The 16,411-nt window shown below is 61.1% G+C and carries 13 protein-coding genes; 7 read left to right on the top strand and 6 right to left on the bottom strand.

Annotated elements, in window-relative coordinates:
* Positions 1-136: 136 nt before the first annotated feature.
* Entirely contained in the window at positions 137-1,888 is a 1,752-nt protein-coding gene (locus tag J2X24_RS06720) for an ATP-binding protein (RefSeq protein ID WP_209718555.1), read from the top strand.
* A 50-nt stretch (positions 1,889-1,938) separates the two neighbouring features.
* Here J2X24_RS06720 and J2X24_RS06715 read toward each other — a convergent pair whose 3' ends face one another.
* From J2X24_RS06715 to J2X24_RS06705, 3 genes are read right to left on the bottom strand one after another with little or no spacing between them, the layout of a single operon-like run.
* Positions 1,939-2,109 (bottom strand): hypothetical protein, encoded by a 171-nt coding sequence (locus J2X24_RS06715; RefSeq protein WP_209718553.1) that lies wholly within the window; start codon positions 2,107-2,109, stop codon positions 1,939-1,941.
* Between the two features lie 29 nt (positions 2,110-2,138).
* Positions 2,139-2,696 (bottom strand): Hsp20/alpha crystallin family protein, encoded by a 558-nt coding sequence (locus J2X24_RS06710; RefSeq protein ID WP_209718551.1) that lies wholly within the window; start codon positions 2,694-2,696, stop codon positions 2,139-2,141.
* Between the two features lie 46 nt (positions 2,697-2,742).
* Positions 2,743-3,207 (bottom strand): Hsp20 family protein, encoded by a 465-nt coding sequence (locus J2X24_RS06705; RefSeq protein WP_209718549.1) that lies wholly within the window; start codon positions 3,205-3,207, stop codon positions 2,743-2,745.
* 252 nt (positions 3,208-3,459) lie between these two features.
* Here J2X24_RS06705 and J2X24_RS06700 point away from each other — a divergent pair, with 252 nt between their 5' ends.
* From J2X24_RS06700 to J2X24_RS06680, 5 genes are all read left to right on the top strand, one after another.
* Positions 3,460-3,819, top strand: a complete 360-nt coding sequence (locus tag J2X24_RS06700; protein WP_209718546.1) for a four-helix bundle copper-binding protein — start codon at positions 3,460-3,462, stop codon at positions 3,817-3,819.
* A 23-nt stretch (positions 3,820-3,842) separates the two neighbouring features.
* Positions 3,843-5,162 (top strand): PQQ-dependent sugar dehydrogenase, encoded by a 1,320-nt coding sequence (locus J2X24_RS06695; RefSeq protein WP_245344504.1) that lies wholly within the window; start codon positions 3,843-3,845, stop codon positions 5,160-5,162.
* Positions 5,163-5,318: 156 nt separating this feature from the next.
* Entirely contained in the window at positions 5,319-10,682 is a 5,364-nt protein-coding gene (locus tag J2X24_RS06690) for a beta strand repeat-containing protein (protein ID WP_209718539.1), read from the top strand.
* A 183-nt stretch (positions 10,683-10,865) separates the two neighbouring features.
* The gene (locus tag J2X24_RS06685) at positions 10,866-11,555 is read left to right on the top strand and encodes a class I SAM-dependent DNA methyltransferase (protein ID WP_209718536.1); all 690 of its coding nucleotides are present in this window, start codon (positions 10,866-10,868) and stop codon (positions 11,553-11,555) included.
* A gap of 68 nt (positions 11,556-11,623) precedes the next feature.
* The gene (locus J2X24_RS06680) at positions 11,624-13,261 is read left to right on the top strand and encodes an alpha-L-fucosidase (RefSeq protein ID WP_209718533.1); all 1,638 of its coding nucleotides are present in this window, start codon (positions 11,624-11,626) and stop codon (positions 13,259-13,261) included.
* A gap of 113 nt (positions 13,262-13,374) precedes the next feature.
* Here J2X24_RS06680 and J2X24_RS06675 read toward each other — a convergent pair whose 3' ends face one another.
* Both J2X24_RS06675 and J2X24_RS06670 read right to left on the bottom strand, forming a co-directional pair.
* Positions 13,375-14,379, bottom strand: coding sequence for an SIR2 family protein (locus J2X24_RS06675; RefSeq protein WP_209718530.1), 1,005 nt, complete (start codon positions 14,377-14,379; stop codon positions 13,375-13,377).
* 136 nt (positions 14,380-14,515) lie between these two features.
* On the bottom strand, positions 14,516-14,875 hold the full coding sequence (locus J2X24_RS06670) for a VOC family protein (protein WP_209718527.1): 360 nt from the start codon (positions 14,873-14,875) through the stop codon (positions 14,516-14,518).
* 267 nt (positions 14,876-15,142) lie between these two features.
* Between J2X24_RS06670 and J2X24_RS06665 the strand changes: the two genes are divergently transcribed.
* The gene (locus J2X24_RS06665) at positions 15,143-15,946 is read left to right on the top strand and encodes a protein phosphatase 2C domain-containing protein (RefSeq protein ID WP_209718524.1); all 804 of its coding nucleotides are present in this window, start codon (positions 15,143-15,145) and stop codon (positions 15,944-15,946) included.
* On the opposite strand, the gene J2X24_RS06660 is transcribed toward J2X24_RS06665, so the two are convergent.
* Positions 15,932-16,411, bottom strand: coding sequence for a hypothetical protein (locus J2X24_RS06660; protein WP_209718521.1), 480 nt, complete (start codon positions 16,409-16,411; stop codon positions 15,932-15,934). The two genes, J2X24_RS06665 and J2X24_RS06660, sit on opposite strands and share 15 nt — an antisense overlap.

Raw genomic sequence — 16,411 nt, 5'->3', positions numbered from 1 at the left:
TTCGCCAGAGTGTAGAAAGGCCGTGTGACCAAAGCTTTAAGGCACAAAATTGTTATTAGATTTTCGTTCACTCAATTCATAGTACAGGTAGTGCGGACTGCCGGCGTTCTTTGGCAGCAGGTTAGGGATTCCTCGCATGACCACCTCCTTGTCCGGCCAGCACACCCAGGCGGGTGAAGAAAAACAACGGTTTCCGACCTATCTTGAGGCGATGGAACGCCTGGTTGGCGTCGTCCAGGCGCTGTCGCAGGCGCGCGATGTTGCCACCATAACGCGAATCGCCCGCGATGCCGCGCGTGAGCTGACCGGCGCCGACGGGGCGACCTTCGTGCTCAGGGATGGCGATCAGTGCTACTATGCCGACGAGAACGCCATCGCGCCCTTGTGGAAGGGCAAGCGCTTTCCGATGGAGATGTGCGTCTCGGGCTGGGTGATGAACCACGCGCAATCCGTGGTCATCGAAGACATCTATAATGACGCGCGCGTGCCGGCCGAGGCCTACCGCCCGACCTTCGTGAAGTCCCTGGCCATGGTGCCGATCCGCACGGAGTCGCCGGTGGGCGCCATCGGCAATTACTGGGCGACCAACTACCATCCGACTGATGAGCAGTTGCGGGTGCTGCAGGCCCTGGCGAACACCACCTCGGTGGCGCTGGAAAACGTCCGGCTGATCGAGGAGCTGCGCCAGAAGGTGGGCATGCTGGAGACCCAGAGCGCCCGCATCCAGCAGCAGCATGAATCGCTTGAGGTCTTCACCCACGCCCTGGCGCACGACCTGAAGGAGCCGGTGCGCACGGTGCGGGCCTTTTCCGACCTGATCGCCGAAGGCGATGTCGGCGACAGCGGGCCGCTCTATTTCGACTTTATCCGCAAGGCCGCCGACCGCATGGGCATGCTGGTCGAAACGGTCTATTCCTACACGCGGCTGCACGACCCGTCACGCGCCGTCAAGGCGGCGACGGATGCTGGAGACGTCCTCAGCGGCGCCCAGGACAGCCTGCGCCAGCTCATCACATCGTCCGGCGCGACGATCGAGGCCGGTCCGCTGCCGACCGTGGACGCCAATGCCGCGCAGCTGCTCCAGGTCTTTCAGAACCTGATCGGCAATGCCATCAAGCATGCGAACGGCCCAGCCCGTGTCCGCATCAATGCGAAGGACGACGGCGCGCACTGGCATTTCACCGTCGCCGACAACGGGCCGGGGATCGCGGAAAGCGACCTGCAGCGCATCTTCCAGCCGTTCAAGCGCCTGAGGCTCAGCGAGGAGGGCGCGGGCCTCGGCCTGGCCATCTGCGCCAAAATCATCGCCATGCACGGTGGCCGCATCTGGTGCGAAAGCCGTGAAGGCGAGGGCGCGACCTTCCATTTTACCCTTCCCAAGGCGGCCGATACGGCGCGCGCGGCGGGCGCGCGCGCGGTAAAGAGCGCCGCTCCGGCGGGACAGGCCGCGGGCCTGGCGCATGTGCTGCTGGTCGACGACCGCGAAGCCGATATCGAACTGACACGCGTCCTTTTGCGCGACCGCGACAAGGCCGAGTTCGACCTGACCGTGGCGCGCTCGGGCCGCGAGGCGCTGGATGTGCTGCGCAAGGCGCGGGTGAGCGGTGAGCGCTTCGACCTGATCCTGCTTGATATCAACATGCCGGGCATGGACGGCTTCGAGACGCTGGAGGCCCTGCGCCGCGAAGGCGACTTCGCCGACATGACGGTGGTGATGTGCACGGGCTCGACCCAGGACAGCGACCAGGAACAGGCGCGTAGGCTGGGCGCGGCGGGCTATATGGTCAAGCCGGCCTCGCTGGCGCAACTGCGGCCGATGCTGGACGCGGTGCCGGCGCTGCGCTGGCAGGACAACGGCCCGGCGGCGAGGCTGCTCAGGGTGGCGTAAGAGGCGAAGCCGGGGCGCCGGCTTCGCCAAGTTTCGACAATGTGCCGGCCTTAATCCGTTGCCATGTCGCAGACCCGTTCTTCCTCAGGTGTCAAGAGAACGCTGCGGCGGAACGTGGCGCGACCGGACGGCGTAAAGGCGGGTTGGGCGGACGCGGCGGATTCGCCGGTGTCCGCCACCTGCGGATCGGTTGTGCGGATATCGGTTGCGGTTTCGCTCATGATGACCACCTTTTGAACCGTCCATAGGCTTACGCCGCCTTGCGGATGTCGATCTTGCGGCCGGGCGTAGTCGCCACGGCGGTCTTCGGGCAGGTGATGGTCAGAACACCATCCCGGAACTGGGCATCAATGGCGTCGCGGTCGATGTCATCCGGCAAGGACAATACCCGCCGGAAGGCGCCGTACGACCGTTCGATGCGGTGGACGCCGCCATCCTTGCTGCTATTCTCCTGCCGCTTCTCGCCGCTGACGATCAAGGCGCCGTCGGGCGTCACTTCCAGATGGACGTCCTGCGCGTCGGCGCCGGGGACTTCGACGCTGACGACATAGTCCTTGTCGCGCGAGACGACATCGACCGATGGCCGCCACGTACCAGCGCCCACGGCGTCTGGCCAGGCGGCAAGCGGCCCCATGCCGAAATTGCGGAACAGGTTGGCGAAGCTTTGGTCCAGCTCCTGATGAAAGCGCGTCATCGCATCGGCGGGATGGATCGCGACCGCGTTTTGCGAAGCCGTGACCGGAAGATTGTGGTGTGCCGGTTCTTCACGGCTGAACCAGTTCCACGGATTGAGTTTCTTGATGTCCATGACATGAACCTCCTTATTGAAACAGGTCATCAAGACGGGGTGAACGTCAGGCCAGCTTCTTCTGCCGTTCCGGCGCGGCCAGGCCATTTTCGCCGGACCGGATTTCGATGCGGCGCGGCTTTAGCGTCTCCGGCAGCTCGCGGGCCAGGTCGATGCGCAGCAGGCCATCCTTCAGTTCCGCGCCTTTGACGACCATATAGCTGGCCAGACGGAAATGGCGCTCGAACTGGCGGGCGGCGATGCCGCGATGCAGGTAGGTGCCGTTGTCGTTCGACGTCTCCTTGCGGCCGGTGACGACCAGTTCGTCGTCCTTGGCGCTGAGCTGGAGTTCTGCCTCGCTGAAGCCGGCGACGGCGATGGTGATGCGGTACTGGTCGTCTCCGGCCTTTTCGATATCGTATGGCGGATAGCCGTCATTATCGCCCTGGCTCAGCTGCGTGAACAGGTCGTTCAGGCGTTCGAAGCCGATCGTGCTGCCGAAAAGCGAGTTGGGGAAAAGTTGTGCTGTCATTGCAAATCCTCATCGGAACAAGAGTTTGGAAGGACAAATGAGAGCGGAAACCGCGCTCGGGCAAGATATGGGAAGCGTCACGGCCGGTCTTCAAGAGGGCAAGGCCGGGGAGAATGAAAAATTTTCACAGCGCACAGTGGCGGCCGCCTGTGAACACTTACGCCTTTCTTATCGCCAGCCATGCAATTGTGACTGTATCCTCATGACGGAACACGCTACGCGGAGGAAAACCGCCGGTGAGAGGGCCCCGCCATGCATCACGATCCCAACGCGTCCCGGGCCTGTATCGAGCTGTGCTGGCAATGCCGCGACACGTGCCAGACAACCCTTTATAATCATTGCCTTCAGATGGGCGGCGCCCACGCCGCGCCCGCCCATGTGAAGATCATGGCCGACTGCATCCAGATGTGCCAGACCTGCGCCGACTTCCTGACGCGCGGCTCTGAGCTGCACATGGCGACGTGCCTGGCCTGCGCCGACGTCTGCGACGCCTGCGCCATCTCCTGCGAAACCGTCGGGGGTGCGGAAATGCTGGCCTGCGCCGAGATCTGCCAGCGCTGCGGCCACGTATGCAGGGAGATGAGCCACGCGAAGGTGGCGGCGCTTACATAGGATCAGGCCCCATGAACCGGCCCATGAAAAAGCTTCTGCTGCTCGGTGTCGCGCTCGTGCTCACCGGCTGCGGCGAAACCGCGACCCTGCGTCCCGAAGATGGCATGGGCGTCAATCCGAAACTGCCCAAGCCCGTGAAAACCCTGGTGCCGACGGTCAAGATCGCCGAGGTCGCCGGCTGGACGATCGACCAGGCGCCGACGCCCGCGCCTGGCCTGCAGGTCGAAGCCTTCGCGCGCAACCTGACCCACCCGCGCTGGCTCCATGTCCTGCCGAACGGCGACGTGCTGGTGGCCGAAAGCGACGCCCCGCCCAAGCCAAAGGAAGACAACAGCATCCGCGGCTTTTTCATGAAGATGCTGATGAAGAAGGCGGGCTCCAATCGCGGCAGCCCCAACCGTATCACGCTCTTGCGCGATGCCAATCACGACGGCGCGGCCGAGCTTCAGGTCGTCTTCCTGCAGAATCTCAACTCGCCGTTCGGCATGGCGCTGATCGGCGACCAGCTCTATGTCGCCAATACCGACAGCCTTGTCCGCTATACCTATCACGAAGGCGATACGGCCATCACCGGTCCGGCCACCAAGGTCGCCGACCTGCCGGGCGGGCCGATCAACCATCACTGGACCAAGGGGCTGATTGCGTCGAAGGACGGCGGCAAGCTCTATGTGTCGGTGGGCTCGAACTCCAACGTCGCCGAAAACGGCATGGCGGCGGAATCCAACCGCGCCGCGATCCTGGAAATCGACGCGGCCACAGGGGCGACACGGCTGTTCGCCAGCGGCCTGCGCAATCCGGTCGGCATGGCGTGGAACCCGGAAACCGGCGCATTGTGGACCGTGGTCAATGAGCGCGACGAGATCGGCTCGGATCTGGTGCCCGATTACATGACCTCGGTGAAGCCGGGCGGGTTCTACGGCTGGCCCTACAGCTATTATGGCCAGATCGTCGATACGCGGGTGAAGCCGCAGGACCCGGCCAAGGTGGCGTCCGCCATCAAGCCGGACTTTGCCTTGGGCGCGCATACGGCCTCATTGGGCCTGACCTTCTATACGGGTGGGCTGTTGTCGGAAGGCTACAAGAACGGGGCCTTTGTCGGCCAGCACGGATCGTGGAACCGCAATCCGCCGTCGGGTTACAAGGTGATATTCGTGCCGTTTTCGGGCGGCCAGCCTTCGGGCATGCCGCAGGACGTGCTGACCGGGTTTTTAGGGCCCGACGGCAAGGCGCGCGGCCGGCCGGTCGGCGTGGCTCAGGATATCGACGGCGCGCTTTTGGTGGCGGATGACGCCGGCAATACGGTCTGGCGCGTCACGCCGGACACGCAACTGAGGGTGAGGTAGGCACGGATAACGATCGTTATCAATCCGCATGACTTGTATGTGGAAACTTCGTCCTTAACGCGATTTTCAGCAAGTAACCGTCGCAAACCGGTGTTACCGTATTCCCCAACGGGCGAGGCAATGAAGCGCTCGCGCTTGCTTACAGGGGAATTTTAAATGGTCACTGCCTATACGGCCGGTGCGGTCACAACCGCCAACACCTACGTGACAAGCAACCAGTTCGATCACAAGATCGTCACGCATCCGGGGGGCGGCTATACGCTCATATGGCAGAGCAGCGGCCAGGACGGATCCGGCCATGGCATTTACCAGCAACGCTTTGACAATGCCGGAACCAAGGTTGGCGCCGAAACCCGCGTCAACACCACGACCGCGGGTGAGCAGACGACGCCGACGGTCGCGCGCCTGGACGACGGCGACTACGTGGTTGCCTGGGTCAGCAATGGTCAGGACGGGCCAGGGGCAGGGATTTACGCCCAGCGGTTCAATTCGGATGGCACGACGCAGGGCTCGGAGTTCCGCGTCAACACGACTACAGCCGGCAATCAGGGGCTGGCAACGACCGAGCCGCTGCTGGGTTTGCAGATCAGTGATCTGGGCGCGAACGGCTTTATCGTCACCTGGGAAGGCAACGGCGCGCAGACCGGCCAGGTCGATTCCTCCGGCATCTTCGCTCAGCGTTACGAGCTGTCGGGCGCTGCGGCCGGAGGGGAGACCCGAATTAACACCACCACGGCCAATGCCCAAACCAACCAGTCCGTCGCTGCCTTCAGCGACGGCAGCTATGTCATCACCTGGGCCAGCTACCTTCAGGACGGCTCGACCTGGGGCGTTTATGCCCAGCGGTTTAATGCCAGCGGCGTTGCGGTGGGATCCGAAAGGCGTATCAACACCTATACCACCAGCGATCAGGGGATTCCATTTGTCGCGGTGCTGAACAACGACACCTACGTCATCACCTGGAGCAGCTACGGGCAGGACGGTAGCGATCTGGGTGTTTATGCGCAACGTTTCGACTCGGCCGACAACGCGCTGGGAGCAGAGTTCCGGGTCAATACCTACACGGCAGAAAACCAGAATTACGGCCGGGTCACGGCCCTGGCCGACGGAGGTTTCGTCATAGGTTGGACCAGTAAGAACCAGGACGTCGTCTCCAGCCTGCCCTACGGCACCTATATGCAGCGTTACGACGCTGACGGGAATACGGTGGGCTTTGAGACCCTGGTCAATACCCAGTTGACCGGAAGTCAGGTTCATCCTGTCTTTGCCGAGACCGAGAACGGCAATTTTGTCGCGGCCTGGGTGCATTATCAGTCACTGGGTGACGTGCACCAGCAGGTCTTCACCAATACAACTGTCAGCGGCGGCGCCGAAAAATACTATGGCACGGTCGCGCACGAAACCATTGATGGCGGGGCCGGCAACGACACCATCTACGCGGGCGGCGGCAACGACACCCTGTGGGGCTCGGCCGGAACCGACTTCATCAGTGGCGATGCAGGTGATGACATTGTTGACGGAGGTGCGGACAATGACACGCTGTACGGCCTCGACGGAGCGGACAACCTCATCGGGTCCGGGGGCAACGACACCCTGTATGGCGGGACCGGCGCGGATACGATGACGGGCGGAACAGGCAATGATGCCTTCTATATCGACCATCTCGGTGACGTTGTCGTCGAAGCGGCGGGTGAGGGGGCGGACACTGTCTACACCTCATTCTCCACCGATATGAACACCCTCGCCAATATCGAAAACCTGACGCTGACGGCGACGGATACCATAAGCGCCGACATCACGGGCACAGCCGTCGCTAACGTAATCATCGGCAATTCCGGCGCCAACCTCATCACAGGTGGTGGCGGCAATGATGTGCTGCACGGTTATATCGGTGCCGATACGCTGGACGGCGGCGTGGGCGATGATACCATGATCGGCCTGTCGCAGGATGACGTCTATTATGTCGACTCCTGGTACGATGTTATTCAGGAAACCTTGCCAGCCCATGGTTGGGATATCGTTTATTCATCGGTGACCTACGACCTGAGCGACAATATCGACGAACTGATCCTGACTGGCACGGGTAATCTTGTCGGCCATGCCAACAAGGCGGCCAATATCATGCGCGGAACGTCGGGTGACAACACGCTGTACGGCAACGAAGGAAACGACACACTTTTCGGCTATGAGGGTGCCGACCGCCTGGAAGGTGGGACCGGGGACGATGATCTTGACGGCGGCGAAGGCGCCGACACCATGGTCGGCGGCGGCGGTCAGGATGCCTATATGGTCGATAATATTGGTGATGTGGTAATCGGTGGCGCGGGCGCAGACCACGCCTATACCTATTTCAGTCTTGTGGCCGACGCAAACCTGGACCGCATTACTCTCCTCGGAACCGCCGACATCAATGCAAGCGGCAATGCCATCAACAACCAGCTTAATGGCAACAGCGGCAATAACATATTGATGGGCTACGGCGGCGACAGGGACTTCCTGTTTGGCAACGGCGGCAACGATTACATCGACGGCGGCACCGGCTATGACTCAATGTACGGCGGCCTGGGTGACGACACCTTTGTCGTTGATGTGACCTTGGTCGATCTCAACGATCGCACCTTCGAGGACCCCAATGGGGGCACCGACCTTGTGTATGTCCACAGGGGGTATACGCTCGAAGCCAATGTTGAGAACCTGACACAGACAGGTACGGCCAATATCCATGGCTACGGTAACGTCCTCGACAACGTCATCCTCGGCAATTCCGGCAACAGCTCGCTGCTGGGGTATGACGGCAATGACTGGCTGGATGGCGGTGGCGGCGTTGATACCCTGACCGGCAGCACCGGCAATGACACGTACGGCGTCGATAATATCGCTGACCTGCTGACAGAAACGGCCGGGCAGGGCATCGATCGTATCCGTTCCTCCATCACGTGGACCCTGGCGACCAACTTCGAAAACCTGACCCTGACGGGTGCCGACACCATCAACGGCACAGGCAACAGCGTCGCCAACGACATGGTAGGCAATGTCGCCGCCAACGTTTTGACAAGCCATGACGGCAACGATACGGTCGATGGCGGCGGCGGTGTGGACACGCTGATTGGCGGAGTCGGCGACGATCTTTACCGCGTCGATAATACCGGCGATATCGTCACCGAATTGGCGGGTGAGGGCAACGACACCATCGAGGCGACCGCCTCCTATTCGCTGGCCGGCGTAGACAATATCGAAGCGCTGAATCTGACGGGCTCCGGCAACATCGATGTCACCGGAAATGACAACGGCAATGTGCTCAATGGCAACAGCGGGAATAATATTCTCGACGGCGGCGCAGGTGCCGATACGCTCACAGGCGGGCTGGGCGACGACACATATATCGTCGACGACGCCGGCGATGTCTTCACCGAAGGCTCCAACGCGGGCACTGATACGGTCGTTATCAATGCCTCGCACGCCCTGGGCGCCAATTTCGAAAACCTGACGCTGACCGGTGCGGCGGCGCTGACCGGAACCGGCAACAGCGCAGACAACGTCCTCACCGGCAATGACGGCGACAATACGCTCAACGGCGGTGACGGCAATGATACGCTGGACGGTGGCCTGGGCTCGGATAGCCTGAGCGGCGGACTTGGCGACGACACCTACGTCATCGACAACGGTAGCGACGTCATCGTTGAAAACGCAGGCGAAGGCACTGACATGGTCCGCTCCCACCTGAGCCACACCCTCGCGGCCGATTTCGAGCATCTGACCCTGCTGGGTTCGGCCAGCGACGGCACCGGCAATGCCGGGGCCAATGCCATCACCGGCAATGCCTCGGCCAACACGCTGGACGGGGCTGCGGGAGCGGATACGCTGAACGGTGGTGCGGGCAACGATACCTATTATGTTGATGATGCTGGCGAAGTGGTGGTCGAAAACGCCAGCGAAGGTACCGATACGATCCATGCCTCGGTCAGCTTCAATGCGGCGGCGAACGTCGAAAACGTCGTGCTGACCGGCTCCGGTAATATATCGAGCACAGGCAACAGCCAAGCCAACACGCTCACCGGCAACAGCGGCGACAACAGTCTGTCCGGCGGAGGCGGCAACGATACGCTGATCGGCGGTGACGGTAACGACACGCTGAACGGTGGCGGAAGCAGCGACAGCATGATCGGCGGGCTCGGAAACGACTTCTACTCTGTCGACAGCGCTTCGGACTCTGTCGTCGAAGCCCTCGGCGAAGGCGCGGATACGGTGTCGTCGTCGATCAGCTACACCGCCACGGCCAATATCGAAACCGTCATCCTGTCGGGATCGGGCAACACATCGGCGACCGGCAACGCCCTCGACAACACGCTGACAGGCAATGGCGGCAATAACAGCCTCTCGGGCGGCGATGGCAATGACACGCTTTCGGGCGGCAATGGCCAGGACAGTCTCGATGGCGGCGTCGGCGCGGACAGCCTCAGCGGCGGCGCGGGCAATGACGCTTACGTCGTTGACGATGCCGGCGATGTTGTCGTGGAAATAGCCGGCCAGGGCACGGACACGGTCTCAGCCGGCATCGACTATGGCCTGACAGCCGAGGTCGAACACCTGATCCTGACCGGCGCGGCGTTGTCCGGCACGGGCAACAGCCAGGCCAACACCATCATAGGGACGGCGGGCAACAACAGCCTGTCGGGCGGGGACGGCAATGACACGCTGGATGGCAGCGCGGGTGCGGACACGCTAACCGGTGGCGGCGGCGACGACAGCTATGTCGTCGATGACGCTGGCGACGTGGTGACCGAAGCGTCCGGCGAAGGCACGGATGCGGTATCAGCTTCGGTGGATTACGCCCTGACGGCCAACGTCGAAAACCTGATCCTGACGGGGTTGGCGGCCAACGGCACGGGCAATGCGCTCGACAACGCCATTACCGGCACCAACGGCAACAATGTCCTGGATGGCGGCGCAGGTGCAGACACGCTCACCGGTGGCGATGGCGACGACAGTTATGTCGTCGATGACGCTGGCGACGTGGTGGTCGAAGCTGCGAGCGAAGGGACGGACACGGTAACCGCTTCGGTGGACTACTCCCTGACGGCCGATGTCGAAAACATCATTCTGACCGGCGGTGCAACTAATGGCACCGGGAACGGTCTCGACAACGCCATCACCGGTACGTCGGGTGCCAACATTCTGACCGGCGGGGTGGGCGATGACAGCCTGACCGGCGGTGGCGATACCGATGACTTCGTTTTCTCGGACGCGGCAGCCAACGGCACCGACACGATCACTGACTTCGAACAGGACACCGACCGGCTGGTGTTCACGGGCGCGGATTACGGCTTCGCGGCCAGCCACACCCTGTCGGCTTCGGAGTTCACCATCGGGACTGCGTCGGTGGGCACGGACGCTCAGTTCATTTGGGACGACACCACGGGGCAGCTCTACTGGGATGCCGACGGCACCGGGGCGGGCGCGGCCATCGATATCGCACTGATCGTCGGTAGTGTAACCAAGGACGACCTGTACTTCATGTAATGTTTGTCGACGTGCCGGATACTGATGACAGTGTCCGGCACGCGCGAGTTCAGTATGGACAGGCACTCTTCATCCCGCTAAACACACCCCGTGCAGTGGCGCTGCGGTCCGGTATCCGGTCACATAATTCACGCTCCAGACCGGCCGGCGGGTAAGCCCGGCCTGTGCTATGGAGCCATTGCCATGACGCAATCCGAATCTCCCATTTCGACCACGAACCGCGAAAGCTATGACCGCTGGGCGGAGCTCTATGACGGCTATGTCAACTCGACCGTTGCCATCGACGACCTGTATTTTCCGCCGGTCTATGCGCATCTATCAGGCCTGCGCGTCCTCGATATCGGCTGTGGCACCGGCCGCCACACCATCCGGCTGGCCAGGGCAGGCAATCGCGTCACCGGCATCGACCTGTCGCCCGGCATGCTGGCGGTGGCGCGGGAGAAGCTTTCCAGCCTCGATGTCGCGTTGATCGAAGGCGATATCCTGACGGCGCCGCCGCCGGGGCCATTCGACGCCGTGGTGACCGCGCTGGTGCTGGAGCATATCAACGATCCTGCTGTTTTCTTTGCTCGCGTCGCGGACCTGCTCACGCCCGGCGGCGGCTTCTACATTTCGGAAATTCACCCCGACCGGATCGCTGGCGGAACGCAAGCAAACTTTGTCGATCGCGACGGTCGGGCCGTCAAGCTGCAAAGCTTTGCCCACAGCGAGGCCGACATTCGTGCAACTGCGAGCCAAGCGGGCTTGCGGCTGCTCACCCATACCGACGTCTTCGGCGGCGAAGCCCTGGCCGGGCTGAATCGCGACTGGATTCGCCATGTCGGCCGCGCCATGATCCGCATCTGGACGTTCGAGAAGCCCGCCGGTCCTTGACAGGCATGTTTCCATATAGGAAACATGTTTTTAAATATGGCTATAAATTGCCGACAGGAACGGAAATCATGCTGACCAAACGCCACCTCCTGCAGGCGACGGCGGGCCTTACGCTCGCTTCCGCCGCGTCCGCCCATGCCGCCGACCTGGCGGAGCCGGGCTTCGCCGACATTGCGGACGGACCGTTCAAACCGGACTGGGCGTCGCTGGCCGCGAATTACCGCGCGCCCGACTGGTTCCGTGACGCCAAGTTCGGCCTGTGGGCGCACTGGGGGCCGCAATGCGTGCCTGAGTTCGGTGACTGGTATGCCCGCAGCATGTACCTGCAGGGCAACCCGGTCTACGAGCATCACGTGAAGACCTATGGTCACCCGGCCGACTTTGGCTTCATGGACTTCTATCCGCGCTGGAAGGCGGAAAACTGGGATCCGGACGGTCTGTTGGACCTCTATGCCAGGGCCGGGGCGAAGTATTTCGTCGCCATGGCCAACCACCACGACAATTTCGACATGTACGCTTCGAAGTTCCACGACTGGAATTCGACGCGCATCGGGCCGAAGAAGGATATTATCGGCGGCTGGGCCAAGGCTGCGCGCAAGCACGGCCTGAGGTTCGGCGTTTCGAACCATTCGGCGCACGCCTGGCACTGGTATCAGACCGCCTATGGGTATGACCCCGAAGGTCCGCGCGCCGGCGAGCGCTACGACGCCTGGCGCCGTTACAAGATTGATGGCAAGGGCCAGTGGTGGGAAGGGCTGGACCCGCAGGAGCTTTATACCGGGGCGACCATGCCCCTGCCCGCGGGGATCAAGACCAAGGCCGAGGCTTATGACTGGCACGAGAAAAACGACCGCGTCTGGAACGAGGCTGCACCACTCAACAATCCCGCCTTCACGCGGCAATGGTACCTGCGCTGCAAGGACCTGATCGACAGCTACGATCCGGACCTGGTCTATTTCGACAATTTCGACCTGCCGCTGGGGCAGGCGGGGCTCGATATCGCCGCGCATTACTACAATGCCTCGATCAAGCGCCACGGTAAGCTGGACGGCGTCATCAACATCAAGCCACAGGGCACGCCGGGCGGCGGCTACGTCGCCGATGTCGAACGCGGCTTCCGAGCCGGCATCAGCGATCAGCCGTGGCAGACCGATACCTGCATCGGTGATTGGCACTACAACCGCAGGGTCTATGAAGAAAAGCGCTATCTGCCGGCCGCGGCGGTCATTCACCGCCTGTGCGACATCGTCTCCAAGAACGGCAACCTGCTGCTGAGCATTCCGGTGCGCGGCGACGGCTCGATCGACAGCGAAGAGCGCCGCATCGTCGAAGGCATCGGCGAATGGATGGGCCGGTTTTCCGAGGCTATCTACGGCACGCGGCCGTGGCGCGTCTTCGGCGAAGGCCCGACCGAGGTCGGCGCCGGCATGTTTGGCGAAGGGCGGCAGAAGCCATTCACCGCCGCCGACATCCGCTTTACCACCAAGGGCAAGACGCTCTACGCCATTACGCTTGGGCGGCCCAATGGCTCCGTGTCGGTCGCGTCATTGGCCAAGGGCAAGGCGGGCCACGTCCGCCGCGTCGAGGCCGTGGGCCGCGACGCACCGCTGAGCTTCCGCCAGGACGCCAAGGGGCTGCACGTGACGTTGCCTGAGGCGGCGCACCACGATATCGGCGTGGCGCTGAAGATCACGGGGGTGATCTGACCTCATAAAAGATACCGCGCCGCAAGTGGCGGTAATATGGAGTTTAGATTTGCTGGGACGATCAGCCTGTCATGAATTTCAATAGACCGCCTCAAGACCTGTTTATCTGCGCGTTAATCTGTATGCAGAGCAAAAGTTAGTGTGTCGCTATCGAAGCGCTCGCATTTGAAATCTAATTTCAATCCATCGCAGAAACTATCGAAGCGAGAATAGGCGTTCTGATCCGGATTCAAAATCCTTACACTGCGGTCGTCGCTGAAAATTCCCCTGAACAGATACCGGAATAAACTCTCCATGATAAAATCATCTTGGGATACATTAAGACCAATAATAGATACCCCACCTTGGTGTATGTTTAAAAATTCAATTTTATACCAAAGGGTCGATAATGTGCGGACGTCATATGCTTTGCCAAATCCCGGCAAAACAATTAACGGCCTAACCTCTCCAAGCAGCGGACTTACATTCCACCAGTTACTTTTTTGTTCTAAGAGTCTAGAGTGGTAGACTTCATTGTCAATCATATCGGTTTTTAGCCCGATGGGAACGTATTCAAAATTCCTGCGATTTGTACCATAGGAGCGCGGTTCATTGTTTATCCAATTAATTGAGCCGTGGAGTTTAGTAATTTGGATTTTTCCATCTTCCCAGTTATATGAATATTGTTTGCCCACGAGATTAATTGCTCTTTCGAGAAGCAAATCCCAGTTAAATGTAACGACGGTATCATCGGATGTAAGTGCCTGAGCAAATTTAATGTATTGCTGCGGAATGTCTTGGTCGTATGGTGTTGATTGCGCAATTGCTTTGGATAGGAAAAATTTTAGCGCGACTTTTTCTCGACAACCAGCGGAACTCCACCGCTCCCCCCCGGCATGTTCGCGTAGTTCTACAAACTCCAGGTGAGTGCATAAGCGAGCAAAATCTTCGGCATCTGGTGAGCCGTTTAGATTTACGTCCACTTGATTTGCGTAGTCCGCTACTCTTTCGAACAGCCCCTCAGCTTCCCACTTAAAAAATTCCGAGGCCTTGGGCAAAAGCGTGTTTGTTAGGGGAACTCCGCCGCCGGCAGAGAAGCCAGCTCCTAAGAAAAAAATTCTGCCGTCCTGAATGCTCATAAATTCACGCCGTCCGGACAGTTTTTGACAATAACGACTTTGCTACCATTCATAGATTGGAACAGGTGAATGTTTCTCATTCGATGCACAGTCAGGGGGAATTAAACGGCGAACGCGTTTTTTGCGGCCCTTGCCCTCACTCCGCCGCTTCCGGTTCCCACAATTCGATCGGATTACCTTCCGGATCGTGGATGCGGGCGAAGCGGCCGACGCCCGGCATGTCCCATTCGGGCTTGGTTATGACCTCGATCCCGGCCGTGCGCAACGTGTCGCACAGGCCATCGAGGCCATCGACCCTCAGGTTCAGCATGTATTGCCGGTCGGCGGGAAAATAATCGGTATCGGCCTTGAACGGCGAAAAGACGGTCGGGCCGGCGTGCTGGTCCCACATACCGTAAGGCCCGGTGCCGACGCCTAAGTTCTCGGCATACCAGGCGCGCAAGGCCTCAGGATCGTTTGCGCGAAAGAAAAAGCCGCCGACGCCGGTGACACCCATGTCCGCCTCCTTCTGGTTCCGTATTACACATAGCATGAGTCGCCGCGCCCGTCCGTGCCCGGACGATCGTCGCTTGCCTTGAAACGAACCGTTGCCTTTGTTGACGGGCGGGCGCCGGGCCATGGGCTAGATCGGTATGATTTTAAGTGGAAACATCATACCGATCTAAGTTTTTTGTTTTGTCGCGATATTTAAGGCGAAAACCCCAAAGACGCTTCTTGGCACTTTTCGCCATATCGCTCTAAACGGTGCGTTATGCATTTCGACATGATTCAATCCATAAGCCTCAACGGCAAGCCCGGCGTACCCAATGACGATCGCGCGGGCTGTGGCGACCGGCACGCCTGGGTGATCGACGGCGCGACCGATCTTGGCCCACCGGGGCTGGTCGGCGCGCGCGGCGGCGCGGCCTGGTTGGCGGCCACGGCGCATCAGGCATTTCAGGCGGCTTCGGGCCCCTTGGCCGAGATTTGCGCGGGCGTGTTCGACACGGTTGCGGTGCGGTTCGAACACGACCGGCAACGCGACGTGTTGGCCGACTGGGAACTGCCCAGCGCCGCGCTGGCGGCCGTGGCGCTGGAAGGCGACCGGCTCGCTTGCGCCTTTTTGTTCGACTGCACGGTCATTCACCGCAGCGCGAACGGCGTGGCCTATCTGACGCCGGCGCCGGACCGGGTCAGTGAGCGGACCGAGGCCGAGGCGCTGGGGCCGGGCGCGGGGGCGGCTAGCGTCCGTTCCGAAGCCGTGCTGGCCGACCGGCGGGCGGCGCGCGAACGGCCGCGCCAGGTCTTGAGCGTCGATGCGGACAGGGCCAGGGCGGCGGTCCAGTATGCTTATGCCGCCGTGGCGCCGGGCGACGACATCCTGCTGATGACCGACGGTTTCGCGGCGCTGATCGAAACCTATGACGCCTATGACAAGGACAGCCTCATCCAGGCGATGCTGGACGGCGGCCTCGCGGCACTGGCGGGCGAACTGCGCGGCATCGAGCACGACGACGCCGGCTGCCTGCGCTATCCGCGTTTCAAGGTCAGCGACGACGCCACAGCCATCTGGCTAAGAGTGGGGTGAGGGGAGCCTAGGCCGGTCGCACTCCGACAAATCTTTGAAAAACGCGAGCACGTATTTGCGATATATCGGCTGCAAGGCCTCATCAAACCACCCGTCTTCCAAAGGCATGTGCCCCCGCGTCAGCGCTTCCCTGGCAACAGCCTCTATGTCGGGGAAGGCTGCGAGCCTGCCTGCCTCGAGCGCCTGGCGCTGCGCCTTCGATGCAAAGGTAATCTCGCCCCCCAGCCAGGTGTCGAAAAGATGGCTCAGAAAGGCGATGGCTGAACCTGTCCTCAACAAATCCATATCGACATAGAAGGCCTTTTCATCACTTTGGGCGTCGATAAACCTGAGCGGGTCAAATCGCAGATAAACGGTGTTCGAATGACCAAAACCGCTATAGCCGGTCATGTCATGGTACATCATGAAAATGTCCCTGATGGCATCGGTCGCCTCTTCGTAGTTTTCCTGAGTGACGATGTGCAC

It is taken from the genome of Asticcacaulis solisilvae, assembly GCF_017875235.1.
GTDB lineage: Bacteria > Pseudomonadota > Alphaproteobacteria > Caulobacterales > Caulobacteraceae > Asticcacaulis > Asticcacaulis solisilvae_A.
This window is presented reverse-complemented; position numbering and strand designations above follow the sequence as displayed.

Bases quoted from the DNA above. Each gene is read 5' to 3' on its own strand.
- J2X24_RS06690 (WP_209718539.1), top strand. From the start codon at position 5,319: ATGGTCACTGCCTATACGGCCGGTGCGGTCACAACCGCCAACACCTAC.
- J2X24_RS06665 (WP_209718524.1), top strand. From the start codon at position 15,143: ATGATTCAATCCATAAGCCTCAACGGCAAGCCCGGCGTACCCAATGAC.
- J2X24_RS06705 (WP_209718549.1), bottom strand. From the start codon at position 3,207: ATGACAGCACAACTTTTCCCCAACTCGCTTTTCGGCAGCACGATCGGC.
- J2X24_RS06680 (WP_209718533.1), top strand. From the start codon at position 11,624: ATGCTGACCAAACGCCACCTCCTGCAGGCGACGGCGGGCCTTACGCTC.
- J2X24_RS06685 (WP_209718536.1), top strand. From the start codon at position 10,866: ATGACGCAATCCGAATCTCCCATTTCGACCACGAACCGCGAAAGCTAT.
- J2X24_RS06695 (WP_245344504.1), top strand. From the start codon at position 3,843: ATGAAAAAGCTTCTGCTGCTCGGTGTCGCGCTCGTGCTCACCGGCTGC.
- J2X24_RS06670 (WP_209718527.1), bottom strand. From the start codon at position 14,875: ATGGGTGTCACCGGCGTCGGCGGCTTTTTCTTTCGCGCAAACGATCCT.
- J2X24_RS06710 (WP_209718551.1), bottom strand. From the start codon at position 2,696: ATGGACATCAAGAAACTCAATCCGTGGAACTGGTTCAGCCGTGAAGAA.
- J2X24_RS06715 (WP_209718553.1), bottom strand. From the start codon at position 2,109: ATGAGCGAAACCGCAACCGATATCCGCACAACCGATCCGCAGGTGGCG.
- J2X24_RS06700 (WP_209718546.1), top strand. From the start codon at position 3,460: ATGCATCACGATCCCAACGCGTCCCGGGCCTGTATCGAGCTGTGCTGG.
- J2X24_RS06720 (WP_209718555.1), top strand. From the start codon at position 137: ATGACCACCTCCTTGTCCGGCCAGCACACCCAGGCGGGTGAAGAAAAA.
- J2X24_RS06675 (WP_209718530.1), bottom strand. From the start codon at position 14,379: ATGAGCATTCAGGACGGCAGAATTTTTTTCTTAGGAGCTGGCTTCTCT.